Annotated in this window: 20 protein-coding genes; 6 read left to right on the top strand and 14 right to left on the bottom strand. The window is 70.2% G+C overall.

Annotation, left to right across the window (positions count from 1 at the left end):
* Positions 1 to 924 (bottom strand): sirohydrochlorin chelatase, encoded by a 924-nt coding sequence (locus tag ACI2L1_RS33690; RefSeq protein ID WP_404743213.1) that lies wholly within the window; start codon positions 922 to 924, stop codon positions 1 to 3.
* 95 nt (positions 925 to 1,019) lie between these two features.
* Positions 1,020 to 2,003 (bottom strand): N-acetylglucosamine kinase, encoded by a 984-nt coding sequence (locus ACI2L1_RS33685; protein WP_404743212.1) that lies wholly within the window; start codon positions 2,001 to 2,003, stop codon positions 1,020 to 1,022.
* A gap of 209 nt (positions 2,004 to 2,212) precedes the next feature.
* On the opposite strand from ACI2L1_RS33685, the gene ACI2L1_RS33680 reads away from it, so the two are divergent.
* Both ACI2L1_RS33680 and ACI2L1_RS33675 read left to right on the top strand, forming a co-directional pair.
* Complete coding sequence (locus ACI2L1_RS33680; protein WP_404743211.1) at positions 2,213 to 2,890, top strand: uracil-DNA glycosylase; 678 nt, start codon at positions 2,213 to 2,215, stop codon at positions 2,888 to 2,890.
* A gap of 410 nt (positions 2,891 to 3,300) precedes the next feature.
* On the top strand, positions 3,301 to 4,065 hold the full coding sequence (locus ACI2L1_RS33675) for an MBL fold metallo-hydrolase (protein ID WP_404743210.1): 765 nt from the start codon (positions 3,301 to 3,303) through the stop codon (positions 4,063 to 4,065).
* A 57-nt stretch (positions 4,066 to 4,122) separates the two neighbouring features.
* Here the strand turns inward: ACI2L1_RS33675 and ACI2L1_RS33670 are convergent, their stop codons facing one another.
* The 6 genes from ACI2L1_RS33670 to ACI2L1_RS33645 all read right to left on the bottom strand — a co-directional run bounded on the left by ACI2L1_RS33670 (position 4,123) and on the right by ACI2L1_RS33645 (position 12,546).
* Positions 4,123 to 5,370, bottom strand: coding sequence for an ROK family protein (locus ACI2L1_RS33670; protein WP_404743209.1), 1,248 nt, complete (start codon positions 5,368 to 5,370; stop codon positions 4,123 to 4,125).
* Positions 5,371 to 5,376: 6 nt separating this feature from the next.
* Positions 5,377 to 7,962, bottom strand: a complete 2,586-nt coding sequence (locus tag ACI2L1_RS33665) for a beta-galactosidase (protein WP_404743208.1) — start codon at positions 7,960 to 7,962, stop codon at positions 5,377 to 5,379.
* Positions 7,959 to 8,891 (bottom strand): carbohydrate ABC transporter permease, encoded by a 933-nt coding sequence (locus tag ACI2L1_RS33660; RefSeq protein ID WP_404743207.1) that lies wholly within the window; start codon positions 8,889 to 8,891, stop codon positions 7,959 to 7,961. Before ACI2L1_RS33660 ends, ACI2L1_RS33665 begins: the two co-directional genes overlap by 4 nt.
* Complete coding sequence (locus tag ACI2L1_RS33655) at positions 8,891 to 9,796, bottom strand: carbohydrate ABC transporter permease (protein ID WP_404743206.1); 906 nt, start codon at positions 9,794 to 9,796, stop codon at positions 8,891 to 8,893. Before ACI2L1_RS33655 ends, ACI2L1_RS33660 begins: the two co-directional genes overlap by 1 nt.
* A 6-nt stretch (positions 9,797 to 9,802) precedes the next feature.
* Positions 9,803 to 11,089, bottom strand: a complete 1,287-nt coding sequence (locus tag ACI2L1_RS33650; RefSeq protein WP_404743205.1) for an ABC transporter substrate-binding protein — start codon at positions 11,087 to 11,089, stop codon at positions 9,803 to 9,805.
* A 371-nt stretch (positions 11,090 to 11,460) separates the two neighbouring features.
* Complete coding sequence (locus tag ACI2L1_RS33645; protein WP_404743204.1) at positions 11,461 to 12,546, bottom strand: WD40/YVTN/BNR-like repeat-containing protein; 1,086 nt, start codon at positions 12,544 to 12,546, stop codon at positions 11,461 to 11,463.
* A 293-nt stretch (positions 12,547 to 12,839) separates the two neighbouring features.
* Here ACI2L1_RS33645 and ACI2L1_RS33640 point away from each other — a divergent pair, with 293 nt between their 5' ends.
* The gene (locus ACI2L1_RS33640) at positions 12,840 to 13,427 is read left to right on the top strand and encodes a hypothetical protein (protein WP_404743203.1); all 588 of its coding nucleotides are present in this window, start codon (positions 12,840 to 12,842) and stop codon (positions 13,425 to 13,427) included.
* Between the two features lie 261 nt (positions 13,428 to 13,688).
* On the opposite strand, the gene ACI2L1_RS33635 is transcribed toward ACI2L1_RS33640, so the two are convergent.
* Both ACI2L1_RS33635 and ACI2L1_RS33630 read right to left on the bottom strand, forming a co-directional pair.
* Positions 13,689 to 15,704 (bottom strand): HEAT repeat domain-containing protein, encoded by a 2,016-nt coding sequence (locus ACI2L1_RS33635; protein WP_404743202.1) that lies wholly within the window; start codon positions 15,702 to 15,704, stop codon positions 13,689 to 13,691.
* Between the two features lie 137 nt (positions 15,705 to 15,841).
* Entirely contained in the window at positions 15,842 to 17,497 is a 1,656-nt protein-coding gene (locus ACI2L1_RS33630; protein WP_404743201.1) for an acyl-CoA dehydrogenase family protein, read from the bottom strand.
* A gap of 72 nt (positions 17,498 to 17,569) precedes the next feature.
* On the opposite strand from ACI2L1_RS33630, the gene ACI2L1_RS33625 reads away from it, so the two are divergent.
* Positions 17,570 to 18,328 carry a PaaX family transcriptional regulator C-terminal domain-containing protein gene (locus tag ACI2L1_RS33625; RefSeq protein WP_404743200.1) on the top strand — a complete coding sequence of 253 codons (759 nt, stop codon included), beginning with the start codon at positions 17,570 to 17,572 and terminating at the stop codon, positions 18,326 to 18,328.
* Positions 18,329 to 18,392: 64 nt separating this feature from the next.
* On the opposite strand, the gene ACI2L1_RS33620 is transcribed toward ACI2L1_RS33625, so the two are convergent.
* Positions 18,393 to 19,196, bottom strand: coding sequence for a pectate lyase (locus tag ACI2L1_RS33620; protein WP_404743199.1), 804 nt, complete (start codon positions 19,194 to 19,196; stop codon positions 18,393 to 18,395).
* Between the two features lie 50 nt (positions 19,197 to 19,246).
* Positions 19,247 to 20,224 (bottom strand): polysaccharide lyase family 1 protein, encoded by a 978-nt coding sequence (locus tag ACI2L1_RS33615; protein ID WP_404743198.1) that lies wholly within the window; start codon positions 20,222 to 20,224, stop codon positions 19,247 to 19,249.
* Between the two features lie 318 nt (positions 20,225 to 20,542).
* On the opposite strand from ACI2L1_RS33615, the gene ACI2L1_RS33610 reads away from it, so the two are divergent.
* Positions 20,543 to 21,616, top strand: coding sequence for a non-reducing end alpha-L-arabinofuranosidase family hydrolase (locus tag ACI2L1_RS33610; RefSeq protein WP_404743197.1), 1,074 nt, complete (start codon positions 20,543 to 20,545; stop codon positions 21,614 to 21,616).
* 17 nt (positions 21,617 to 21,633) lie between these two features.
* A complete protein-coding gene (locus tag ACI2L1_RS33605) occupies positions 21,634 to 22,938 on the top strand; it encodes a PHB depolymerase family esterase (protein ID WP_404743196.1) in 1,305 nt (434 codons plus the stop codon).
* 4 nt (positions 22,939 to 22,942) lie between these two features.
* Here ACI2L1_RS33605 and ACI2L1_RS33600 read toward each other — a convergent pair whose 3' ends face one another.
* Both ACI2L1_RS33600 and ACI2L1_RS33595 read right to left on the bottom strand, forming a co-directional pair.
* Positions 22,943 to 23,122 carry a hypothetical protein gene (locus ACI2L1_RS33600; RefSeq protein ID WP_404743195.1) on the bottom strand — a complete coding sequence of 60 codons (180 nt, stop codon included), beginning with the start codon at positions 23,120 to 23,122 and terminating at the stop codon, positions 22,943 to 22,945.
* 289 nt (positions 23,123 to 23,411) lie between these two features.
* The gene (locus tag ACI2L1_RS33595) at positions 23,412 to 24,491 is read right to left on the bottom strand and encodes an NADH:flavin oxidoreductase/NADH oxidase (RefSeq protein WP_404743194.1); all 1,080 of its coding nucleotides are present in this window, start codon (positions 24,489 to 24,491) and stop codon (positions 23,412 to 23,414) included.
* Between the last annotated feature and the right edge of the window lie 127 nt (positions 24,492 to 24,618).

Here is a 24,618-nt window from a genome sequence, read left to right as displayed (position 1 = left end):
TCAGCGCACCGGAGCGCCCTGCGTCTGCTGCGGGGCGATGCCCAGCGCGGTCGTGTACTTGGCGAGGGCGAGCTTGCCGATCGCCGGGTAGGGGCCGAGCGGCTCGGCGGCGGAGCAGCCGGCCTCCTTCGCCGCCTCCTCGATGACGGCCGGATCGATCTCGGGCCCTATCAGGTACGGCGCGAGCGCCAGCTGCTGCGAACCGGAGGTCCGCAGCTGGTCGGCGATGGACGCGATCGAGCCGTCCTGGTCGAGCGCCGCCGCCATCACCGGCACGGCGAGGCGCGCGGCAAGCAGCATGCCGGTGATCCCGGCCGCCTGCACGGCCTCCTCGCCGCCCACGGCGGCCAGGACGATGCCGTCCGCGGCCGTCGCCACGGTGAACAGCCGGGCGCGGTCGGCGCGGGCCAGCCCGGCCTCCGACAGCCGTACGTGCAGCGCCTCGGCGAGCAGCGGGTGCGGGCCCAGCACATCGGTGAGGTCGGCCGCGATCCGGCTGTCCATCACGGCCTGGCGGATCCGGCGCAGCAGCGCGCTGTCCGGACCGGCGAGCAGCGGCACCACGACGGCCACCGGGCCCTCGGGCTCCCTGACATCCATCCCGGCGGCCCTGGCCTGCTCGTAACGCGCGGTACGCTCCTCGGCGGCATGCGTCAGTACGGCCTGGAGCGTGGGGAACTCCGAGTCGTCCCCGTCGAGGTACCCGATCCGGGCGTCGAGGCCGGGCAGCTCGGAGCGGGCGATGCTCACGACCTCCTCGGCGAGGCTGCGCGTAGCGGCACCGGGCGTACCCGGGACCGCGAGGACGAGCGCGGGCGCGCCCTCGGGAGCCGCCAGGGGCTCGGGTCGGCGGTGCCGCCCGGGCTGGCGAGGTCGCGGCATTCGTACTGGCAGGCCGGACGCGGGCCCAGTGGGGGAGCTCATGGCGACGCATGTTACTGGCTTCCGGGGCTCCCCTGTTCGGGGAGGGTGCAGGTGAGCGGTATCCGTCCGGATTTGTCTGATGAGTTACGTCCGCTTCAGCCCCTCTTTGGGGTCACCACGTACAGCATCGATTCGTCACTCGGCAGGGTGAGCGAACCTCCCGCCAGTTCTGAGGCGATCTGTATCGATCCCTCCAACGGCCCGCCCGCCGCCGCGACCTGCCGAGCGTGCGGCAGCCGTCGGCCCAGCTCCTCCTCCAGCGGTACGACGAGGGCGGCACCCAACCTGAACAGGCCACCGGTGAGACTGACATGCGTCTCACCCCCCGCCGGGCAGACCGCGGCCGCCGACTCGGCCATGTGCCGGGCCGCCTCGCGCAGGATGCCGTCGGCGACCGGATCGCCGTCGGCGCAGGCCGCCACGTGCGGCGCGAACGAGGCGAGGACGGCGGGCCGGTCCGTGCGCGGGTACAGCCTGCCGGGCAGCTCACGCGCCGGTCCGAACGCCTCCTCGGCCAGGGCCAGCAGCGCAGTCGAGCCCCCGGGCCGGCCGTCGTGGGCCCGCAACGCGGCCTCCAGCCCGGCCCGCCCGATCCACGCGCCGCTCCCGCAGTCGCCCAGCAGATGACCCCAGCCGTCCGCACGGCGCCAGTGCTTCAGGTCGGTGCCGATCGCGATCAGGCCGGTCCCGGCGGCGACCACCGCGCCGGGCCGCGACCCGAGAGCACCGGTGTACGCGGTCACCGCGTCCGCGACGAGCGCGACGGTCCGGACCCCGAACTCCCGTGCCAGCGCGCCGGGAAGTTCGGCCCGCAGGGCATCGCCAAGCGTCGCGAGGCCGGCCGCCCCGATGACGGCGGTACCGAGCCCGGTCACTCCCGCCTCCGGGATCAACGCCCGGACCATGGGCACCAGTTGCTCCATGAGGTGCCCCGGTTCGATCCCGCGCGGCCCGGTCCGCACCGGCACCCGCGACTCCCGCGGAGCCGTGCAACCCCGCCCCGGGGCGCCGACGACCACCCGTAGTCCGGAGCCGCCGGAGTCGACGGCGAGGAACCCTTCCTCCGTCCCACCGGTCACGGGAGACGCCGGTCCATCGACGTGGGGGAGGGGTGGGTGAGCACTGGACGGAACAAGCTCTCCTCCTTCCCGGTCGCCCGATCAGCGTGATCTGCTCGACCGGCTCGAAGACCTCGATGAGGAGGAAGAGTAGCGCCCGGGGCCTGGCCCCTGCGTGAGCCTTCCCCACGTACGCAGGGTGTCAGTGGGTGCCAGTAGAGTGACGCGTCGTGGCACCACGACCCTTGCATGAACTTGTTGAAGCAGGCTGGGCGAAGGCTCTTGAGCCTGTGGCCGAACGCATCGCCGCGATGGGGGACTTCCTGCGGGCCGAGATAGCGGCGGGCCGGACCTATCTCCCCTCCGGGGCGAACGTCCTGAGGGCCTTCCAGCAGCCCTTCGACGACGTACGGGTCCTGATCGTGGGTCAGGACCCCTATCCCACGCCGGGCATGGCCATCGGGCTGAGTTTCGCGGTGGCGCCCGAGGTGCGGTCGCTGCCGGGCAGCCTGGAGAACATCTTCCGCGAGATGCACTCCGACCTGGGGCTGCCCCGGCCGTCGAACGGCGATCTGACCCCGTGGACCCAGCAGGGTGTGCTGCTGCTCAACAGGGCGCTCACCACGGCTCCGCGCAAGCCCGGCGCACACCGCGGTCAGGGCTGGGAGGAGGTCACCGAGCAGGCCATCCGGGCGCTGGCGGCCCGCGGTACCCCGCTGGTGTCGATCCTGTGGGGGCGGGACGCACGCAATCTGCGGCCGCTGCTCGGGGACCTGCCGTCGATCGAGTCCGCTCATCCCTCCCCGATGTCGGCGGACCGGGGCTTCTTCGGCTCGCGGCCCTTCAGCCGGGCCAACGACCTGCTCGTGCGGCAGGGCGCGCAGCCGGTGGAGTGGCGACTGCCGTAGCGGATGGTCATGCAGGCCGGTGTCCTGAGCAGCCGACTTCACCCAGAGTCCCGAGTGGTGGGCACCGGCACCCACCTCACCAGCCTGGCACTCCGGCCCGCGGGACCGCTCGACTCCGGACCGCCGAGCTGTTCGGCTCGCTCGGCGATGTTGCGGCGGGCCCGCGGGCGGGATGGCGACGCCGTTGCCTGTCACCGTGAGGTGGACCTGGCCTGCGTTCGGAGAGTACGGCGATCACATGGTCGTCGGTCTCGCGAACGTACGTCGGTGTCGAGCAGCTGCTGGATGGCCACGTCGGCGACGACGTCCTCGTCACCTCGACCACAACATCGCGCCCATCCGGCGCGGGAAGCGATGAATTCGGCTGCGGATCGCAGTCTCAGTACCGTAGCCAACCCGATGGGAGTGAGATGGACAAGCTGAATGAGGTGGCCGACGGTGTCTGGGTCCGACAGAGCGAGTGGGTCTGGAGCAATTCCGTCGTGGTGCGCGGGGAGGACGGGTTGGTCCTGATCGATCCCGGCATCAACGGCTCCGAGTTGGACCAGCTCGCCGATGCCGTGGACCAGCTCGGTATCCCGGTGGTCGCCGGGTTCTGTACCCATCCGCACTGGGACCACCTGCTCTGGCACCCCCGGTTCGGCGAGGTACCGCGCTACGCCACCCCCGCCGCCGCGCACGTGGCCGGTGAAGCACGGGAGCGGGCGCAGGCGATGGCGGCGGAGAGCGCGTCGGGCGTCCCTCTGGAGGTGGTCGGGCTCGTCACCCCGCTGCCCGCGGACGGCGGAACCGTGCCCGGCGAGATCATCGAGCATCAGGCGCACGCTGTCGGCCACGCCGCGATCCTCCTCGCGGACCGTGGCGTCCTGCTCGCCGGCGACATGCTCTCCGACATCCTGATCCCGCTCTTCGACGTTCGCCAGGACGATCAGGTGGGCGCCTACGAGAGGGCACTCGAGCGGCTGGACGAGGCCGCCAGGCACGTCGATGTCGTGGTCCCGGGCCACGGCGCCGTCGCCGAGGGTCCCCAGGTGGCGGCGCGTCTCGCCGCCGATCGTGCCTACATCGACGCGCTCCGGCGAGGAGAGGAGCCCGTCGACGCGCGTCTGGGGCCGCATGCGGACTGGCTCTTCGGAATCCACCGGTCGAACCTGGAGCAGGCGCGAGGGCGGTAGGACCTTCTGATGGCGCGGGGCGGCCGTGGGTACCCCTCACGGCCCCCGCACCAGAGCTCAGTTGAATTGCTCCGGATCCTGCCGTGGCCGCGTCCCGGCCGGGCCGGCCAGGCCGAGTCGGTCGAGGAACTGCTGGAGTGTGAAGGCCGCCATGCCGAGGGCGACGGCGTTGCCCGAAACCTGGGAGGGCTCGACGGTGAGGGCCGACAGGGAGCCGGGCATGACATGCCGGGGGAGCTCCTCGCGCACGGCGGGCACGAGCCATTCGGCCAGGGCCTCGGACGCCCAGCCGGTGAGGGCCACATGCGGGACGTTGAGAAGGTTGACCAGGTCCCCGAGCGCCGCGGCGAGGTAACGCGAGGTTCGCAGGGCCAGCGCGGACAGCGCCGGATCCTCCGCGGCGAGGCCGTCGGCGACCGCCACCACGAAGTCGCGCTGACGGGACTGCCGTAGCGTGGGGTGCTCCGGAGCGATCTCGGCGAGGGTGGTGCGCAGACCGGGGGCGCCGATGTACGCCTCGACGCAGCCCCGCCGGCCGCAACGGCACTGCCTGCCGTCCAACTGGAGCAGCGTGTGGCCCCATTCACCGGCGTTGTTGGTGGTGCCACGGATCAGGGACCCGTCGATGGCGATACCGGCGCCGACACCGGTGCCGAGGTTGACGACGGCCATGCTGTCCACGACGCTCCCCACGCCGAACCACATCTCGGACAGGACGACCGCCTTGAGGGGGTTGTCGACGTACACCGGGACCGGGAGGATTTCCTCCAGCATCTTCTCGACGGGGACGTCGTGCCAGTCCCAGTTGGGTGCGAAGACCGAGGCGCCCGCGTCGGGATGCACATGTCCTGGCATGCTGACCCCGACGCCGATGATGCGCTCACGGTCGAGGTCGCCGGCCCCGACCGCGGCCTCGACGGCACGAACGATCCCGTCGATGACGTAGGCGGGGTCGTTCTCCTCCTCGTCCAGCGCGACCTCGCCGTGGCCGAGCACGCCGAGCGCGAGGTCGTACAGCGTGGCGTCGACGTAGGTCTCGGCCACGTCGACGCCGACGATGCGGCCGCGTTCGGGGTCGATGGTGAGCCGCTCCTGCGGGCGTCCCCCGGTGTTGCGCTCCACGTCCGAGATCCGCAGGACGCCTTCGGACAGGAACTCGGTGACCAGGGTCGCCACGGTCGCCGGACTGAGCTCCGTGTGCCGGGCGAGTTCCTGGCGGGTGGACGGCCCGAGTTCGAACAAAGCGTGCAGAACCTTGAAGCGGTTCTCGCTGCGAAGATCACGGGCCGTGCGCCGCGCCACCATGCTCCTTCAGTTGTCAGAAGACTCCAGCCACAGCTTATCGAGACCTGGATCGCCCGATCCTGCTGCGCCCCTCACCAGTAAGGTCAGACCGGACCAGCCGGGCGGGATCCAGAGTATGTTCGATTCTCCGCCGGAGAACGCCGGTCGGTCGCCGATCCAGACCCGGCCCACGCACTCCCCGGCGGACCATCCGGTCACCCGGATCTGCGATCCCTCCAGCCGCACCAGACGGCCGTGCTCGGAAGCAGGCAGGTCGAAGTCCAGCCACACCTCTTCCCCCGGCTCCAGGGCCAGCGGCAGCCGGACGACCTGCCCTTGTGAGGCATCGGCCGCGGTGGCGAACCCGGTCAGCAGATCGTCGTCCTGGGCGGCGCACGACCAGTCCGTCACCGGCTCCAGGTCGAGCAACTCGGCCCGCAGGCCCCCGCCGCTCGGGTGGTGGGGCAGCGTGACAGAGACCTGGTGTCTCCCGGCGGGCAACAGCACCCAGGGATCCTCGGCATGGACGGTCCGCGGCTCGCCGCCGTCCACGCTCACCCGCAGCGGCTCGACCACACCCCGCAGACACAACGCCGACGCGCCGGCCGACCCGATCTCGCGCGTGTAGGTGACGGGCACGCCGACACGGGTGCTGCTCCACCCGCCGAGCTTCCGCAGAGGTGCTGGTCGACCCGTCCAGTGACCGTCCACCGACCACAGGGCGGACACGTCCGTCAGCTCCCGGACCGCCCACAGCGCGCCAAGTCCCCGCAGCGCGCCCAGGCGCAGGGCCGGGAGTCGCGCGTCGTCGAAGTTGGCGTGCCCCCAGATCTCCACGACGGCCTCGACGTCCACGCGGCCGGTCGCCTCACGGACGTCGATCCGCTCGGCCGCACCGAACCCGGCGATCGTCGGATGCGTCCGCCCACCGATCGACAGGTCGACGATGTCCGCCGCACCGACGAGCAGCAGCTCGTCGACACCGGTCAGATCGGCCGTGGTCCGGTAGCTCCCACGCCCGCGGTACACCCCCAACGCCTCCAGCGGCGGCGGCAGTTCGTGGCTCCCCTCCGGCTTCTCGGGCGCCGCCGTCACCCGCCGCCGCACCTCACGTACGGCAACGGGCGGCGTCGCGTTCCGTGCGGACGGCGCGTCGGTCAGGTGCACCGCGCCGTCACGGTCCGTCGCCCGCAGACGTACGGCGTCCTCCGGCGCCAGCGCGACGAGGGCCAGCCCGTCCACCGTCGCCCGCCCGGGCACGCCGGCCACCGGCGCCGGGATCTCGACCAGGGTTTCCGCCAGGACGACGGTGACCGGCACCTCGGAGGAGAACGTCAGCACGCCGTCGGACGCCGCGACGAGATCCGCCGACGCGAGGGTGAGCGTCCCGTCGTGGCCCCATGGCCGGAGGGGTACGTCCACCAGCATCAGCGGACACGAGTCGGGGGCGACGGCGACGGGCACACCGTTCACGACGGCGGTGCCGGAGGTGCTGCCCATATGGGGTACGGCGATCAACTGGCCGCCCCCGTCGAGGTCCAGGGCGGACGGCGACGAACTGGTCGGGAAGTCCGCCGTCACCGGGACCCGGGGCAACGCCGAAACGGCCAGGGCGAGTTGGGGGCCCAGGGTGTCGACGACCCGGGCCAGCAGCTGCCCCTGGGCGTACTCGGGGCGTTCGGCGCCGGTGGAGGAGACGTAGCCGCCGAAGTCGTAGCCGTGACTCATGAAGTTGCCGGGGTCACCCCAGTTCCCCGTGGACGGCGTGTACCCGAAGTTCCAGCCGGATGACTGGAGATAGGGCGCGATCAACGATGCGCCGCTCGCCAGAAGCCGCCGCAGGGTGCGGTGGCGCCGGTTGGTCTCGGTGATCAGCAGAGGCAGGTCGCGTTCCGCCAACGCCGCGGTGTAGCGCCGGACTTCGGGCTCGATGTCCGGGGAGTCGTCGTCCGGGTAGAAGTTGCACGCCGGTACGACACCGGGGACGTTGCCGGTGGCTCCTTCGATGTCGCCCTGCCCGGAGCAGGCGATCAGCGGCACGGTGATGCCGTGGCGGATCGCCTGGTCGCGCAGGGCGGTGAGATATCCGGTGCGGTCGTCGCAGTCGAAGAAGTCCAGCTCGTTCTCCAACTGCACCATCAGAACAGGGCCGTCGGCCGGGTGCTGGCGCTCGGCGAGCAGCGGTAGCACCTGGTCGAACCAGGCGGTGACCTGGGCGAGGTAGCGCGGCTCGTGCTGCCGTACGCGCAGGTCGGGGTCGAGGCCCAGCCAGGCCGGCAGCGCGCCGCCGTCCCACTCGGAGCAGATGTAGGGACCCGGCCGTGCGATGACGTACAGCCCGGCCTCCCGCGCGAGGTCCAGGAAGGCCGCCACGTCGCGCCGGCCCTCGAAGTCCCAGCGTCCGGGCGCCGTTTCGTGGAAGTTCCACGGCAGATAGACGTCCACGCAGGTGTAGCCGGAGTTCCGGACCTGTTCGAGCCGGGCGCGCCACTGCTCCCTCGGCAGGCGGAAGTAGAACAAGGAGGCGCACAGCACGACCCGGGGGCCGCCCTCGGTGCGGATGCCCCGGGCGTCGAGGGCGACGCCGGTGCCGACTGTCGTGGGGTGACTCACTTGACTCCCGCGCTTCCGCCGCTGATGTCCATCTCGTACAGGTACCGCTGGCCCAGGTAGTAGACGGCGATCATCGGCAGCGTGAGGAGGATCGAGCCGACCATCACCAGGTTCCACGGCGGCGGCTGGCCGGCCACGGCGGTGGTGGTGATGTACTGCACGCCCAGGGCGAGGGGCATCTTCGACTCGTCGTTGAGGTAGATCAACGGCCCCATGAAGTCACCCCAGTTGTACGTGAGGGTGAAGATGCCGATCGCGATCAGCACGGGCCACAGCATCGGGAGCATGATGCGCCGGTAGATGCCGAAGAACCCGAGCCCGTCCACCATGGCCGCCTCGTCGAGCTCACTGGGCAGGCGGGAGACGAACTGCCTGACCAGGAAGACGTTGAAGGCGTTGGAGAAGAAGTTCGGCACGATCAGCGGCAGATAGGTGTTCACCCAGCCCAGGTCCTTGAACAGGATGAACTGCGGGATCATCGTGATCTGCGTCGGGATCATCATCGTGGCGATGACGATCAGGAACATCACGTTCTTGCCGGGAGCCCGCAGCCGCGCGAAGGCGTACCCGACCAGGCCGCTCGACACCATCTGGCCGATGACCGAACCCAGCGAGATGATCAGCGAGTTGACCAGGAACCGGCCCATCGGCAGATCGCTGCCGAACACCCGGGTGAAGTTACGCCACTCGAACTCGTGCGGGAAGATCGAGAACGTGTTGGTGGTGACCGTATGGTCGCTCGACAAGGAGATCGACACGGCGAACACCAGCGGGATCGAGAGGACCGCCGACACCACGATCAGGGTCGCGTAGGTGAACGGCGTCGCCCTGAAGACCCTCAGGACGCGAGGCGGTCCCTCCGGGTGCTCCTCGTCCTCGGGAAGCGGCTCGCCCTGCTGCGGTGCGACGGTGGGCGCGAGGGTCGCCATCACTTCACCTCGGTCTCGTAGAACACCCAGCGGCGGGTGGTGCGGAAGGCCACCAGGGTGAACACCAGGATCACGGCGAACAGCAGCCATGAGATCGCCGAGGCGTAGCCCATGTGGTAGTAGGAGAAGGCCTGGTCGAAGAGGTACGGCACCGTGGTCTGGCTGGCGTTGTAGGTGCCGGGCTGGAAGGCCTTCGGGGTGAGGATGTACACCTGCGAGAAGATCTGGAACGCCGCGATCAGCCCCATCACCAGGTTGAAGAAGATGACCGGGGTCAGCTGCGGCACCGTGATGCTCCAGAACTGTCGCACCGGTCCCGCGCCGTCGATCTCGGCCGCCTCGTACAGCTCCCGCGGAATGCCCTTCATGGCGGCGAGCAGCAGGACGGTCGCGCTGCCGGCGCCCCACAGCGACAGCAGGATCAGCGCGTACTTCACCCAGCTCGGGTCCAGCAGCCACTGCGGCCCCTTGATCCCGATCCACCCCAGTGCGTCGTTGAGCGGACCCGACGGGGCGAGCACCACCCGGAAAGCCATCGAGGCGGCCACCAGGGGGACCAGGGTGGGCAGATAGATCAGCGTGCGGAACAACTTGCGGGCGCGGACCTGCTTGTTGAGCAGGTTGGCCAGCCACAGCCCGACCAGCAGGCCGAACGGGACCGAAATGGCCGCGTAGTGAAGGGTGTTGCCCAGGGCCTTCCAGAACACGGGGTCCTTGGTCAGCAGCTTGACGTAGTTGTCCAGGCCGACCCACTTGGGCGGGGTGAAGGAGTCCCAGTCCGTCATCGAGAAGTAGATCGACGAGATCATCGGCCCGAGCAGGAAGGCGAGGAAGCCGATCACCCAGGGTGAGACGAACAGGTAGAACGAGAGCGCCTCACGGCGCCGCAGCTTCGTCATGGCCATCGTGGGTCATCCCGCGGACTTGACGACGGATTCCAGGCTCTTCTGGAGCGCGGTGAGAACCTTCTTGGCGCTCTTCTCCTTGCCGAGCCAGAAGTCGGCGGTGGTGGTGTCGATCGCCGCCTGCATCTCGTTCCACTCGGGGATGAACGGCGCCTTGAAGAGGAACTCGCTGGACTCGGCGAACACCTCCATGCTCAGCGGGGTCTTCATCCAGGCCGGCTTGAGGAACGCCTCGCTCTTCTGCACCTCCAGGTTGGCCGGTACATCCTCGGCGGTGGCGATGATCTGCTGCTGGGCCTCGGGAGAGGTGAGGAAGTCGATCGCCTTGAAGGCGTTCGTCGGGTTCTTCGCGGTGCGGGAGATGGCGAGACCGCTTCCGAAGGACGACACGGCCTGCTGCTTGCCGCGCCACATCGGGGCGATGTCCCACTCGAACGTGGACTTCGCCTGGCCGGCGATGGCCCAGAACCCGGTGGTGCTCACCGCGACCGTGCCGGCCGCGAAGGCCTGGTCGCCGCCGACGTCCGTGCCCATGTCGGCGTACTCGGCCTTCGACGGTGTCACGCCGTGCTTGAAGAGCAGGTCGCCCGCCCACTGCAGCGCCTCGACGACCTCGTCACTGTCCGCCGTCGGCTTCCCGTCGGCGTCGATGATCGCGCCGCCGTTCTGGTACGCCAGGCTCCACCACACGGGCCACCAGCCCGCGCCGCCGTATCCCCAGGTCTTGCCCTTCTCTGTGAGCTCCTTGAACGCGTCGAGGGTGTCGTCCCAAGTCCACTGCGCCGTGGGGGCCTTGATGCCCTTCTTCTCGAACAGCGTCTTGTTGTAGTACATGATCATCGCGCCGGAGCGGTCCGGTATCGCGTAGACCTTGTCCTCGTACGAGTACAGCGAACCGATCGTCCCGAACCGCTGCGTCAGGTCCAGCCCCGCGCTCTTGGCCAGGTCGTCGAGCGGCCGGAGCTGGTTCTTGCTGGAGTAGACGTTGACGTTCTCCGCGACCTGCATGATGTCCGGGCCGCTGCCGCCCGCGATCATCGTCTGTACCTTCTGCGCGTACGAGTCCGACGGGATCAGCTGGAGCTTCACCTTCAGCTCGGGGTACTTCTTCACCAGCAGGTCGATGCGCTTCTGGTAGGCCGCCCGGTCGGTCTCGCCGCCCCACACCGTCATCACCAGCGGGTCATCCCCCGACCCACTGCCGGAGCCGCACGCCGTCAGCGTGATCACCCCCGCCGCGACTCCCAGACCCAGAAAACCCCGACGAGAAAACCGCGCTCGGTCAAGCGTCATGGCATTGCCCTTCCTTGAGACATGCACACGCCCTGAGGTCGCCCGGGTGATCAGGCCGAGCTTCGAATGGCGGTTAAACTAACCGTCGTTTTAAGTCGGGTACAAGACCTTGTTTCCCGCGGGTTTCGAGGGGCGGCCGGGGCGGGTGGGGTCGCAAAAGCAGGCATCGCGACGGTTGTTGCAGGTGGGGGACGGGGGCGATCGAACGCCGGATGGCCACTTCTTGTCCATCTCTTCACACCTGCCTGACGCGTTAAAGGACCCGGTCCCGGAAAGCATCGGACCCTCCCCACGACCTTCGGGGAGGGTCCGACTTCTCTCTGTACTTGATCAACCGGGGTTGTTCGGGCCCGGCGACAACGAGACCCGGATCACGCGATCACCGCCGCCCGCACGCACAGCACGTCCGGCAGATGCGAGGTCAACTGCCGCCAGCTGTCGCCGTCGTCGGCCGAGGCGTACACCTCGCCGTTGCGGTTGCCGAAGTAGACGCCCGCCGGGTCCGCGTCGTCCGTGCACATCGCGTCCCGCAGCACCGTGCCGTAGTGGTCCTCCTGGGGCAGCCCCGCGGTGAGCGGCTCCCAGTTCTTGCCCGCGTCCGCCGTACGGAAGACCCGGCAGCGGTGGTCGGCCGGGACCCGGTCCGCGTCGGCGTTGATCGGGAAGACGTACGCCGTCTCGCCCCGGTGCGGATGCGCGACCGCCGCGAATCCGAAGGTGGACGGAAGACCCTCGCCGATGTCCGTCCACTGCGCCCCGGCGTCGTCGCTTCTGTACACACCCCAGTGGTTCTGGAGATACAGCCGGTCCGGATCCGCCGCGTCCCGGGCGACCTTGTGCACGCACTGGCCGAACTCCGGGTTCGGATCGGGCAGGAACACCGCGGAGACACCGGAGTTGGACGGCTCCCAGCTCGCGCCGCCGTCCTTGGTGCGGAACACCCCGGCCGTGGAGACGGCCACCGTCACCGCGCGCGGATCCCGCTTGTCGGTCAGGACGGTGTGCAGGCCCTCACCGCCGCCGCCCGGCACCCACTTCGAACGGGTCGGGTGCTCCCACAGGGGCCGGACGAGCTCGAAGCTCTCCCCACGGTCCTCGGAGCGGTACAGCGCGGCCGGTTCCGTGCCCGCGTACACCACGTCCGGTTCGGCGGCCGCGGGGTGCAGCTGCCAGACCCGCTCCAGGGAGGCCCCGGTGTCCTTGGGGAACTTCACGGCCGGCTGGGCGGGCTCCGCCCAGGTGCGGCCCAGGTCGTCGGAGTGGAACACGGACGGTCCCCAGTGCGCGCTGTCGCCGCCGGCCAACAGCCGCGGGCGCTCGCCCCGGGTGTCGATCGCGACCGAGTACACGGCCTGCGCGTTGAAGTACGGGCTCTCGTCGAACTCCCAGGTGCCGCCTCGCTCACGCCCGATGAAAAGGCCTTTGCGCGTCCCCACGGCAAGCAGCTTCTCAGCCATGTCGATCACCTCCGCTGTGCTGTGACCTCTTTGTCCCAGCCACCGGCCAGTCTGCACCCCAGCACTGACAGTCACCTCTGGGAAGGGCTTCGTCGCAGGTCAGGGCGGGGATGTTAACGGGCCGCGCCGATTCGGGGGCGTCTTTCCGCAAGATGCCCGCGGCGGCGGTCGGGCGATGGGACCGTCGTGACGGAGAACTCGCCGTGAGCCGTGAGCATCGAGGAGGGCTCTCCCGTATGGGAGGTCGGTCCGGCATGTTTGTGCGCCCGTCGCTCATGAGGAGGATGCCTTCGATGGCGTTCCGTGGTCCCAAGGTCTGGCTGTGGCGGTGGCGGCGCAATCCGCTCAGACGCCGCGCCGACACCGTCGAGGCGTGGGTCGTGCTCGGTGCCTGGCTGCTCACCGTGTTAGCCGGTGTGCTTGGGGGACTGGCGGTCAGCCGGTCCGTCGAGCACCAGCTGGCCCTTGAGCGCGTCGAATGGCGGCCCGTCGTGGCCCGGCTCACCGAACAGGCGCCCGGCACGGCCGACCCGGGCACGGCGAGCGGTGAACGGGTATGGGGCAAGGTCGTCTGGACCGGCGCCGACGGCTCGTCCCACACGGGCCAGGTCCGTGTGGACCCCGGCAGCACCCAGGGCACCCCGGTCACCGTCTGGACGGACTCCGAGGGCCGCCTGATGACCCAGCCCGCCACCGAGGGCCAGGCCCGGATCCGCGCCGCGATGATCGGCATCCTGGTCGGCGTCAGCTCCGCCGCCGTCCCCTTCGTCGGCGGCCGAGTCCTCCGCGGCCGCATGGAACGCCGCCGCCTCGACCAGTGGGACACGGACTGGGCGCACTTCGGGCCGCTGTGGGGCGGGAGGAGGGCGGACGGGAGGTAGCGGGGAACGAGCGGGGGCGGGGCGGACGGGAGGTAGCGGGCGGGGGCGGGGCGGATCGGGCCCAGGCCGGCCGTGACGTGTCGCCCGGCCTGCTCCCCTCGCCAGGGAGCCCTCGTCGGCCGCGCCCTTCCCGAACCAGCGGGATTGTCCCCGTCGGCCGCGTCCTCCTGCTCCCCGTCCCGGCGCTCCGCCCGCGCCGACCGCTGTCGCCCGGCGCTCCGCCCGCGCCGACCGCTGTCGCCTGGCGCTCCGCCCCGCGCCCTACCTGCCGTCCAGCACCTCCCCGCACGCCCGGACCAACCGCTCGTCGTCCAACACGTCATGGCTGCCGTGCCCACCGGACGGCGAGGCGAGATGCCGTCGTCGAGTGGCCAGTTCCTCCCGGAGAAGATCGTGGAGCGGCGCTCCGGCCGGCCCGAGGGCGGCGAGACAGGCGGTGACGGTCCGGCGTGTGTGCGGATTCTCCGTCCAGGCGGCCCGCAGAACCGGTGCGGCGAGTTCTCCGTCCTCGGCGATCCGCCACACCGCACCCGCGGCGGCCACGCGCTCCCACTGGTCCTGCGCCCGAAGCATCCGCCGAAGGCCCGGCAGAGCCGGACCCGCTGCCGGGCCGAGCCGCGCCAGCGCTGCCGCGGCAGCCCGCCGGCGAGGCCGCCCCTCCGTCAACTCACCCGTCAACACAGGCAGTACCGCCGACACATCCCCCTCCACGGACCACAACGCCCCCGCCGCGTCCGCCGCGTGCTCCGTCTCCAGCAGCTCCCGCAGCACTGGTATGACCTCCGGGGCCGCCGCACCTCCGAACGCGTCCACAGCCCGGACGGCCGACTCCACCACCGCGTCCCGCAGCCGCAGCCCCACAGGCATGCCCCGCACCAGCCGCAGCACCTCCGGTACGGCCTCCGCGTCACCCAGCGCGGTGAGCGCCGACAACAGCGGTACGGCCCGCTCGAACATCCTGGGGGAGTCCAGCGGGACCTCGCCCAGCCGACGGCGCAGCACGGGCGCGAGCGGGGCCGCGGCGGGGCCCAGATGACCGACCACATGCCCCAGGTCGTCGGGTACGACCGACCCCGCCAGCACGTCCGCCAGAACCGGCGTCGCCCGGGAATCCCCGCTCCTGGCAAGGGCCTTGAGCGGACCGCCCAGGGTCGGCGCCCCGCGCTCCCACCGCCGGACCCACAGATCGGGTCGGGTGGTCACCAGGGCGGCCAGGTCGTCGGCGGCCGGCGCGGCCAGGCCGAACAGGCCCTCCAGGACGGACACCGCTGCATCGCGCAACCTGCTCTCTTCGGCGCCCAGTTGAGCACCGATAAGAGCGACCGTCTCGGCCCGTTCGCCGCGCCACTCGTGGAAGAGCCCCGCCGACATCCACGCGGCATTGCACCGGTCGACGGCGTCCGGGCTCGTCAACTGCCCATTGAGCAGTGCCGTCCGCTCGTCGAGACGGTCACCGAGTCCGCGATGCAGAGTCCGCAGCAGTTGTGAGCCCTCCTCGTCCGAGGGGCGCAGTCGCCGCAGCCGCCCCACGAGCGTGTCGGCGTGCGGGCAGTCCACGCCGTTCCGTCTGGTGGGCCGGTTTCCGGACCGCTCCCTGAGCAGTCCGACGGCGACCGGCACCAGATCGGGCGGCAGCCGGTCGGGGGCACAGTCGGCGAGTTGGCCGAGGGCGGCCAGCCGCAGGGCGGGAGCGTAGGGCGGCGAACTCTGGACCGTCAGCAACTCCAAAGCCTCGGCCGCGTGTCCGGGATGCCGCCGTACGAAAAGACCCAGGCCCTCGGTGAGGGCGAGCAGCACCCGGTCGTCCCGCTCCAGCGTCAAGCGCTCCCTCAACAGGCCCAGCACGCGGGCCGGTTCGTCGAGGAACCGTACGAGCGCCTCCGGCGCCGCCCGGCGGACGGAGGGGTCGGCGTCCCCCGCCAGCCGGACGAACACCTCGGCGCCGGCGCGGACCCCGACCCGGGCAAGGAGACCGGCCTCGACGCCGGCCTCGCGGTCCTCGTACGCGGACCCGATGCTGACGACGAGTTCGACGATGCCGGCCCGGTCCGCCACGTCCCCGCTTGCCACCAGCGCGAGCAGAAACGGAACGCAGGCCAGTGTCGAGTCGTATACGTCTCCCTGGTGGTGCACGGCGCCGTACATCCCGTCGAGGGCCGTCTCCCGCTCGGCCGGGTCCACGGAGGCGAGCCCCCGCAGCAGTCCGGGCACGTCCTCCGCACTGCCGTACGCATGCCGCAGCGAGGCCCAGTCGACCTCGTCGATCCCCGTGAACACGTTGTCCTCCCCAGGCGAAGTACCAACTGATCGGAGTCTGCACCACGGGACTGACAACGAAGCGGAATCGGGACGTGACAGTGAGCGATCCGGACAGGGAGGTGGTCCGGTTTTCGCCAAGTGGGCCTGAAACGGAGTCAGTCGTCGCCGGGCAGCGCCCTACCGAGGACCGTGTCCACGTCCACTGCGTCGGGCAGGGTGCCGAAGGCGTGCCCCCAGTCGCCGCCGAGCCGGGTCGCGCAGAAGGCGTCGGCGACCGCAGAAGGGGCGTGCCGGACGAGCAGGGAGGCCTGGAGCGTCAGGGCCATGTGCTCCACCAGCCGGCGGGCACTCGCCTCGGACGCTGTGGCCAGCAGGTCCTTGAGCCGGGCCACGGAAGTGTCCAGACGGACGTCCGCCCCCTGGGCCAGGGCGAGTTCACCGAACAGGGCCTGGGCGCTGTCGGGCTCACGGCGCAACGCCCGCAGGACGTCGAGGGCGTTGACGTTCCCCGATCCCTCCCAGATCGACAGCAGGGGCGCCTCCCGGTAGTGCCGGGGCATGCCCGAGTCCTCGACATAGCCGTTGCCGCCGAGGCATTCCAAAGCCTCCGCGGTGAAGGCCGGACCCCGTTTGGGCACCCAGTACTTGCCGACCGCGGTCGCGATACGGCGGAACGCCCGCTCACCGGCGTCCCCGCGCACCGCCCGGTCGGCCGCACCCGCGAGACGCAGTGTGAGCGTGGTGGCGGCCTCGGACTCCAACGCCAGATCGGCCAGGACGTTGCGCATCAGCGGCTGGTCGACCAGCCGGGCGCCGAACGCGCTGCGATGCCGGGCGTGATGCCCCGCCTCGACGAGCGTCCTGCGCATCAGGGTCGCCGACATCATCACGCAGTCCAGCCGCGTGCAGTTGACCATCTCGATGATCGTCTTGATGCCCTGTCCCTCGGGGCCGACCAGCCAGGCGACGGTCCCGTCGAACTCGGGCTCGGAGGAGGCGTTCGACCGGTTGCCGAGCTTGTCCTTGAGGCGCTGGACGCGGAAGGTGTTGCGGCTGCCGTCCGGCAGGATCCGCGGGACCAGGAAGCACGACAGCCCGCCGGGTGCCTGCGCCAGCACCAGGAACACGTCGCACATCGGCGCCGACGTGAACCACTTGTGCCCGCGCAGCGTGTACAGGCCGGACTCGGCGGTCGGCGTGGCCGTCGTCGTGTTCGTCCGGACGTCGGACCCGCCCTGCTTCTCGGTCATCCCCATGCCCGCGAGCAGACCGCGCTTCTCGGTCGGCACCCGGAGCTCCGGCTCGTACTCGCGGCCGGTCAGCAGGGGCTCGTAGACCTTCGCCAGGTCCGGCTGCCTGCGCAGCGCCGGGATCGCCGCGTACGTCATCGACGTGGGGCAGCCGTGGCCCGCGTCAGTGTGCCCCCACACCAACCCGCCCGCCGTACGGGCGACATGGGCACCTGGTCGGTCCTCCGCCCAGGGCGTGCCGGCCAGTCCCTCGGCTACGGCGGTCCGCATCAGGTGGTGCCAGCTCGGGTGGAAGTCGACCTCGTCCACGCGGTTGCCGTAGCGGTCGTGCGTACACAGCACAGGCTCGTGCCGATTGGCCTGATCCGCCCACTCCTGGGCCTCGGCGCTTCCGGCCCGCAGGCCGAGTCGCCGGAGGCCCTCCTCGGCCCAGCCGGCGCCCTCGCGGTGCAGCCCTTCCAGCAGGACGGGGTCGTCGGAGGCGTCGTACGGAGCCAGCAGGGGCGGCTGATTCGTGACGGTGTGGGTGGTGGACCGTGCGGGCGCGGGTAGGGAGGCCATGACCTTCATGTTGCACTGATACTGCGGCTGTAGCAATAGTGCAACAAGGAGGGGACCGTACAGTACGTGACCATGCGGAGGAACGTGTCGGTGCAGCCCGAAGAGGTCGACCTGCGACCGCTGTCCGCCCGGTCCGTCGTACTGAGCCTGCTTCTGGGCGCGCATCCGCCGGAGATGCCCGTCAAGGACCTGGTCCGCGCGGTGGAGCCGTTCGGGGTCGGCGGATCCACGCTGCGGGCCGCGCTCAGCCGGATGGCGACCGCCGGCGACCTGCGCCGCGCCGACTCCGTCTACGGCCTCAGCGACCGCCTGCTGGCGCGTCAGCGGCGTCAGGACGACGCCGTGCACCCCCGCACGCGCGCGTGGAGCGGCGACTGGGAGATGGTCGTGATCACCGCGACGGGCCGCGGCCCGGCCGAACGCGCCGAGCTGCGCGCGCGGTTGACCGCACTGCGGTTCGCCGAACTCCGTGAGGGTGTCTGGCTGCGCCCCGCCAACCTCCTCCGGCCGCTCCCGGAGGACATCGAGACGGTCGCTCAGGGCTACTCCGCCCGCCCCGACCGCCCCGGACCAGAGCTCGCCGCCGCCCTGTGGCCGCTCGACGGCTGGGCGGCCCGGGCCCGGGCGCTGCTCGCCCATGTCGCCCGCGCGGACCGGCCCGCGGACCGGCTCACCGGCTTCGCGGCGGTCGTACGGCATCTCCTGACCGATCCGGTGCTGCCACCCGAACTCCTGGCGCCCGACTGGCCGGGCGCGGAGCTGCGCGCCGCCTACGCCGACTATCAGCGGGAGCTGGCGGCCACGGTGCCCCAGCACCATCCCAGGTCATGACACGGCGGCCGTGCGAAGCGCCGTGCGGGGACGCTTCGTACGGCCGCCTTCACCTGCCCAGGGGCTACTTGTAGGTGATGTCGGACGTCGCGTACTTGCAGTACGTGCTGTCCGGTCCCGAACCGTTCGTGGTCGGCTCGGCGCCCGTGTTGTTCCCGATGTACTTCTGGCAGGGGATGATCTTCTTGCTGGAGTCGCCGACGATCGTGATCTTCTTCAGGGTCGCGCTGTCGCCGTAGTTGGTGTTGATGCCGACGAGCTTGCTGCCCGAGTAGGTCGCCTCGATGGTGTTGAGGTTGATCGTCCGCTTGTACTGCGTCGAGCAGTTGCCGCAGGACCTCACGAAGGTGCCGAAGCTCTGTACGGCGAAGTTCGAGACGTTGAGCGTCCCGGCGCCGTTGAACTGGAACACCTTGTCGCTGGCCGACTTCGCGCCACCGCCGGAGACGGTGTACACGTTCGACGACGAGGAGCCGCGGAAGGTCGCGGCATCCTCGCCGACGTCCTCCCACCAGACGTTCTGCAACGTGCAGCTGCCGGCGCAGTGGATGCCGTCGGCGGCGGGAGCGCCGATGATGACGTTCTTCAGGACGGTCCCGGCGGCCAGGTCCAGGATCGGCCCCTGGTCCTCGTCCTGGCTGCCGCTGCCCAGGTCGCCGGTGCCGTAGAGGCGGATCATCCCGTAGTCCTTGGTGCCGGACAGCGAGATGGTGGAGGAGACCGCCTGGCTGCCGGTGGCGGTGGGCCAGGTGGCCGCGGTGGCCGTCGGCGCATTCACCGTCATGATCATGCCAACCGAGAGGCCGAGTGCGGCCGCGGCACCGGTCAGCGCGCGGGTACGCGCGCGTGGACGTGGCGAAGAAGTCATGTCCCGGTTCCTTCTTCCGTGATGGGGGGACTGGGTGGGGGAGGGGGTGATCAGATCTTTCCGGCGCCCGAGCCGCCCGTCACCGAGGCGACGACGGAGGAGGCGGGCTCGGCGGTGTAGCCGTACGGAGCGGTGGTGAAGGTGCCCACCTGCGAGACCTCGGTGGCGGCTCCGCCGAGATCGTTGCCGCGCAGGTTGACGTACCCGTCGACGTCACTGCTCCGGTTTGTGGTGACAGCGACGCCGGTACTGCGGAAGACGTTGTTCTCCACGAGCATCTGGGCGCCCATGCGGGAGTGCACGGCGGTCTCGGCGCCGACGACGTAGTTGTCGTAGAAGTGCCCGGTGCCGAAGCGCAGACTGGGGATGCGTGAGTTGACGTTGTCGAACCAGTTGTGGTGGTACGTCACCTTCAGATGGCCGGTGTCCTCGCTCGCGTTGTTGTCGCTGTGGCCGACGAGCGAGCCCTTGAAGTGGTCCTTGAAGGTGTTCCAGGACACCGTGACGTTGTCGGAGGCGTGGTTGATGTCCAGCAGGCCGTCGTAGTAGTCCTTGTCGTGATCGCGGTCGGCCGAGAAGGAGTTGTGGTCGATCCACACCTTCGTCGAGGCCTGCACCTCGATGCCGTCGGCGGGTGCGAGCGGCTTGCTGATGTCGAGGTTGCGGACGACGACGTTCGTGACCTTCTTCAGGCGCAGCCCGCCGCCGGTGAACCCGGACGCCGAACCGACGCCCAGCACCGTGGTGTTGGAGCCGACGTCGACCGTGCCGCTCAGCGGGATCAGGCCGCTCACCTTCACGACCTTCGCCGTGCTGCCGGTGACCGCCGTCCTGAAGGCGGCCAGTGTCGAGACGGTGACCGCCGAAGCGCTGCCGCCGCCGGTGGTTCCGGCGCCGAAACCGATGGGGGTGGTCTCGGCGGCCCCGGCCTGCTGCGGGACGGCCAGGGCGGCCGCCGTCGCGAGCCCGGCCGCACCGGCGGCCAGAGCGGATCTTTGCGCGTGTGTACGTGGGGGGCGAGTACGCATGCGGGTGCGTCCCTTCCAGGGTGCCGGGTGGGGCATGTTTCTGAACATTGTCTGTAAACATGAACGCCGCATGGGTGATTCAGCGGATGCGTCGACCCTTGTTCCTTCGGTCGGTCACGTCGCTGAACGGAACGTAGGGGGTAAGCGCTTTCTAGTCAACGCTTTGCGCAGGAGGTGTTCGGCCACCCCTGGTGGCGGGTGTCCGCGAATTCTTTCGACGTGTGGGAGCGCTTCCATGGAAGCCATGTCCATGCCACGATGCTCGCCGGACGCTTCCCTTCCGAGAGATTTCCGAGAACTTCCGAGAGGGGCGAGTCGGTGGCGACTCCACGTATGCGTACGTTCGTCGGCGGACTGGTGCTCGCTCTGCTGGCCGCGGTGCTCTCCGGAACGGCCGTCGCCACGGAGCGGGAGAACAGGCTGTCGGCCATCTTCACCTGGTCCTCGACCGGCCCACTGATCAGCCCCGAGCCCGACACCGACCATCCGATCGTCTCGGTGAAGGACCCCACGGTCTTCCGGTACAGGAACCGCTGGCAGGTGTACATGACGACCGCGAACACCGCGGGCGCCTGGAGTCTCGCCCACACGAGCTTCACCGACTGGTCGCAGGCGGCCGACGCACCCCTGACCTTCCTGGACGCCAACCCGAACATCGGCAACCGGTACGCGGCCGCGCCCCAGGTCTTCTACTTCGCGCCCCAAAAGCTCTGGTACATGGTCTACCAGACCGGTCCGCCGTCGTACTCCACGACCAAGGACCCCGCAGATCCGGGCAGTTGGAGCGCGCCGCACACCTTCTTCGACAGCGAGCCCCCGGTCCTCACGGAGAACAAGGGCTCGGGCTTCTGGCTGGACTTCTGGACGATCTGTGACCGGACCGACTGCTACCTCTTCTTCTCCGACGACAACGGCCACCAGTACCGCTCCCGGACCACCCTCGCGGAGTTCCCGAACGGCTTCCGCGACACCGAGATCGTGCTCGCCGAGCCCAACCGCTTCGACCTGTTCGAGGCGAGCAACGTCTACCGCCTCGGCCACAGCGGCAGGTACCTGATGCTCGTGGAGGCCCTGGCGACCGGCTCCGACTGGCGGCGCTACTTCCGAGCCTGGACCGCCGACAGTCTGGGCGGAACATGGGCGCCGCTGGCCGACACCGAGGCGAACGCCTTCATCCGCTCGAACAACGTGACGTTCCAGGACGGTGCGCCCGCCTGGACGAAGGACTTCTCGCACGGCGAGATGATCCGCGACGGCGTCGACCAGACCCTCACGATCGACCCCTGCCGGCTGCGTTACGTGTACCAGGGCCTCGATCCCGCGGCCACCGGCAGCTACTCCCAACTCCCCTGGCGACTCGCGCTGTTGACCCAGACCCATTCCTCCTGCTGAACGAAAGGGGCAAGGTCGTGCCCACCACCCCCCGCAACACGCCGAGAAGGCCGCTGAGCTCGGTGCTGATCGCCCTGCTGTCGTTACTGGCGGCGGCGTTCCTCACCGCCCCCTCGGCCGTGGCCCGCACCGAGGCGGTCCCCACCGCGACCCTCACCGAGGTGACCGGATTCGGCACCAACCCCAGCAACCTGCAGATGTACCTGTATGTGCCGGACAACGTCACCGCGCACCCAGCGGTCGTGGTGGCCGTGCACTACTGCACCGGCTCGGGACCGGCCATGTACAACGGCACCGAATGGGCCCAACTGGCCGACACCTACGGCTTCGTGGTGATCTATCCGTCGGTCACCCGGTCCAGCAAGTGCTTCGACGTGTCCTCACCCCAGGCCCTCAAACGCGGTGGCGGCAGCGACCCCGTCGGCATCAAGTCGATGATCGACTGGACGGTCAACGCCTACTCCGCCGACACCGGCAGGATCTACGCCACCGGCATCTCGTCCGGCGCGATGATGACGAACGTCCTGCTCGGCGACTACCCGGACGTGTTCGCGGCGGGCGCGGCCTTCTCGGGTGTCCCCTTCGGCTGCTTCGCGACGACGGACGGCTCGGAGTGGAACAGTGCCTGCTCGGGCGGCACGATCACACACACCCCGCAGGAGTGGGGCGACCTGGTCCGCGCCGCCTACCCCGGCTACACCGGCGCCCGACCGCGGATGCAGGTGTGGCACGGCACCGAGGACGACGTGCTGCGCTACCCCAACTTCGGGGAGGAGATCAAGCAGTGGACCAACGTCCTCGGCGTGAGCCAGACCCCGGCCGCCACGGACTCGCCCGTCTCCGGCTGGACCCGCACCCGCTACGGCGCCACCGGTGACCGGGCCCCGGTCGAGGCGATCAGTCTCCAGGGCGTCGGCCACAACCTCTACAGCTGGGGCATGGCCTCCCGTGCCCTCACCTTCTTCGGCCTCGACGGCTCGGGCCCGGCCCCCCAACCCCAGCCGGGCGCCTGCAAGGTGACGGCCACGACGAACGCCTGGAACACCGGCCTGACGGCATCGGTCACCCTCACCAACACCGGCACCACCGCGATCAACGGCTGGCAACTCGCCTTCACCCTCCCCGCCGGCCAGACGATCACCAACGGCTGGGGCGCCACGTACACCCCGCCCTCCGGCGCGGTGACGGCGACGAACGCGACGTACAACGCGACGATCGCCCCGAACGCGAGCGTCTCCATCGGCTATCAGGCGAACCACGGCGGGAACAGCGCCGCGCCGGGCGGCTTCTCGCTCAACGGGACGGCCTGTACGACGAGTTGAGTGCTCACCGGCCATCAGGGCCCTCCGGCGGGGTGCCGCGGCGCAGTGCGCGGGCGTCCCGCCGGACGGCGTGCCAGGAGCGCAACAGGCCGCGCACCTGGTCGAGCAGTCCGGTGAGGGCGTACAGGAAAACGGACAGCACGCTTGCCGCGCCCAGGATGTCCAGGACGATCCGCGAATCCATGCTCGGGGGCCTCCTCCGAGAGGGAGGGTGATCGAACCGAGCGCGAGCCGCGGGCAGGATGGCAGGTGTCTCAGGCCGACCACCCTGAACCGACGGTGATCAACTGAGGCCCTGCCGGCGTGCAGGCCGCGTGTGAAGTTGTCGCGATTGACGCGCCGCCGATCATTCCGGCGGACGCGCCCGAAAGGGACGCCGGACCCGTTCCCGTCGCAGTCGGCGAGACCGACTGTGCGCAGGGGAGCCTACCTGCCGAGCCCCTGCGCCGAAGGTCCTTTGCGGAAACGGGAGTTCAGACCGACCGGTGGTACTGGTCCGGAACGTGCACGTCCGCGCCGAGCTCCCGTGCCGCGTGCCGTGCCCACGACGGGTCGCGCAGCAGTTCGCGGCCCAGGAGTACGGCGTCCGCCTCGCCGTTGGAGAGGATCTTCTCGGCCTGCTCGGCGTCTGTGATGAGGCCCACCGCGGCGACCGGGAGGTCGGTCTCGTTCTTGACGCGGGCGGCGAAGGGGACCTGGTAGCCGGGGCCGACCGGGATGCGGACGCCCGACACGTTGCCGCCGGTGGAGACGTCGAGGAGGTCGATGCCGTGGGCCCGGAGGTCGCGGGCGAAGCGGACAGTGTCGGCCGGGGTCCAGCCGCCCTCCTCCAGCCAGTCGGTCGCCGAGACACGGAAGAACAGCGGCTTGTCCTCGGGCCACACCGCGCGTACGGCGTCGACGACCTCCAGCGCGAAGCGGGTGCGGTTCTCGTACGAGCCGCCGTACTCGTCGGTCCTCCGATTCGAGTGCGGGGAGAGGAAGTTGTTGATCAGATAGCCGTGCGCGCCGTGGATCTCGGCGACTTCGAAGCCGGCGGCGAGGGCGCGACGGGCGGCGTCCGCGAACTCACCCACCACCTGGGCGATCTGATCGACCGTCAACTCCGTCGGCACCGGGTGCTTCGCGTCGTACGCCAGCGCGCTCGGGCCCAGTGGTTGCCATCCCAGCGCGTCCGGGCCGAGCGGCGCGCCGCCCTTCCACGGCTGGTCGGTGGATGCCTTGCGGCCCCCGTGGGCCAGCTGGATTCCCGGGACCGTGCCCTGCGAGACCAGGAAGCGGGTGATGCGGCGGAACGCCTCGACCTGGGTGTCGTTCCAGATGCCGAGGTCGTAGGGGGAGATACGGCCCTCGGGGCCGACCGCGGTGGCCTCGACGATGATCAGGCCCGTGCCGCCGGCCGCGCGGGCCGCGTAGTGCGCGAAGTGCCAGTCGTTCGGTGCGCCTGTGTCCGGACCCTCCGCCGCCGCCGAGTACTGGCACATCGGCGGCATCCACACCCGGTTCGGAATCGTCAGGTCACGCAGGGCGTAGGGCTCGAAGAGTGAGCTCACGGCGGGCTCCATTCGTCGTGGGGACCGGTGGTGGTCGACTCGTACGATAGGCATCGTAGTACGTCGAGTGTCAAACTACGAGAGGTCTCGTACTATGGGAGTCCGCTGAAGGATTCCCTGGAAGAAG

It is taken from the genome of Streptomyces sp. NPDC019531 (assembly GCF_044903305.1).
Taxonomy (GTDB): Bacteria; Actinomycetota; Actinomycetes; order Streptomycetales; family Streptomycetaceae; genus Streptomyces.
The sequence above is the reverse complement of the archived record's forward strand: the minus strand, read 5'-3'. Positions and strand labels throughout refer to the sequence as shown.

Coding starts and splice junctions, on each gene's coding strand:
- ACI2L1_RS33690 (WP_404743213.1), bottom strand. CDS start 924: ATGAGCTCCCCCACTGGGCCCGCGTCCGGCCTGCCAGTACGAATGCCG.
- ACI2L1_RS33675 (WP_404743210.1), top strand. CDS start 3,301: ATGGACAAGCTGAATGAGGTGGCCGACGGTGTCTGGGTCCGACAGAGC.
- ACI2L1_RS33670 (WP_404743209.1), bottom strand. CDS start 5,370: ATGGTGGCGCGGCGCACGGCCCGTGATCTTCGCAGCGAGAACCGCTTC.
- ACI2L1_RS33660 (WP_404743207.1), bottom strand. CDS start 8,891: ATGGCGACCCTCGCGCCCACCGTCGCACCGCAGCAGGGCGAGCCGCTT.
- ACI2L1_RS33655 (WP_404743206.1), bottom strand. CDS start 9,796: ATGGCCATGACGAAGCTGCGGCGCCGTGAGGCGCTCTCGTTCTACCTG.
- ACI2L1_RS33650 (WP_404743205.1), bottom strand. CDS start 11,089: ATGACGCTTGACCGAGCGCGGTTTTCTCGTCGGGGTTTTCTGGGTCTG.
- ACI2L1_RS33645 (WP_404743204.1), bottom strand. CDS start 12,546: ATGGCTGAGAAGCTGCTTGCCGTGGGGACGCGCAAAGGCCTTTTCATC.
- ACI2L1_RS33640 (WP_404743203.1), top strand. CDS start 12,840: ATGGCGTTCCGTGGTCCCAAGGTCTGGCTGTGGCGGTGGCGGCGCAAT.
- ACI2L1_RS33630 (WP_404743201.1), bottom strand. CDS start 17,497: ATGGCCTCCCTACCCGCGCCCGCACGGTCCACCACCCACACCGTCACG.
- ACI2L1_RS33625 (WP_404743200.1), top strand. CDS start 17,570: ATGCGGAGGAACGTGTCGGTGCAGCCCGAAGAGGTCGACCTGCGACCG.
- ACI2L1_RS33620 (WP_404743199.1), bottom strand. CDS start 19,196: ATGACTTCTTCGCCACGTCCACGCGCGCGTACCCGCGCGCTGACCGGT.
- ACI2L1_RS33615 (WP_404743198.1), bottom strand. CDS start 20,224: ATGCGTACTCGCCCCCCACGTACACACGCGCAAAGATCCGCTCTGGCC.
- ACI2L1_RS33600 (WP_404743195.1), bottom strand. CDS start 23,122: ATGGATTCGCGGATCGTCCTGGACATCCTGGGCGCGGCAAGCGTGCTG.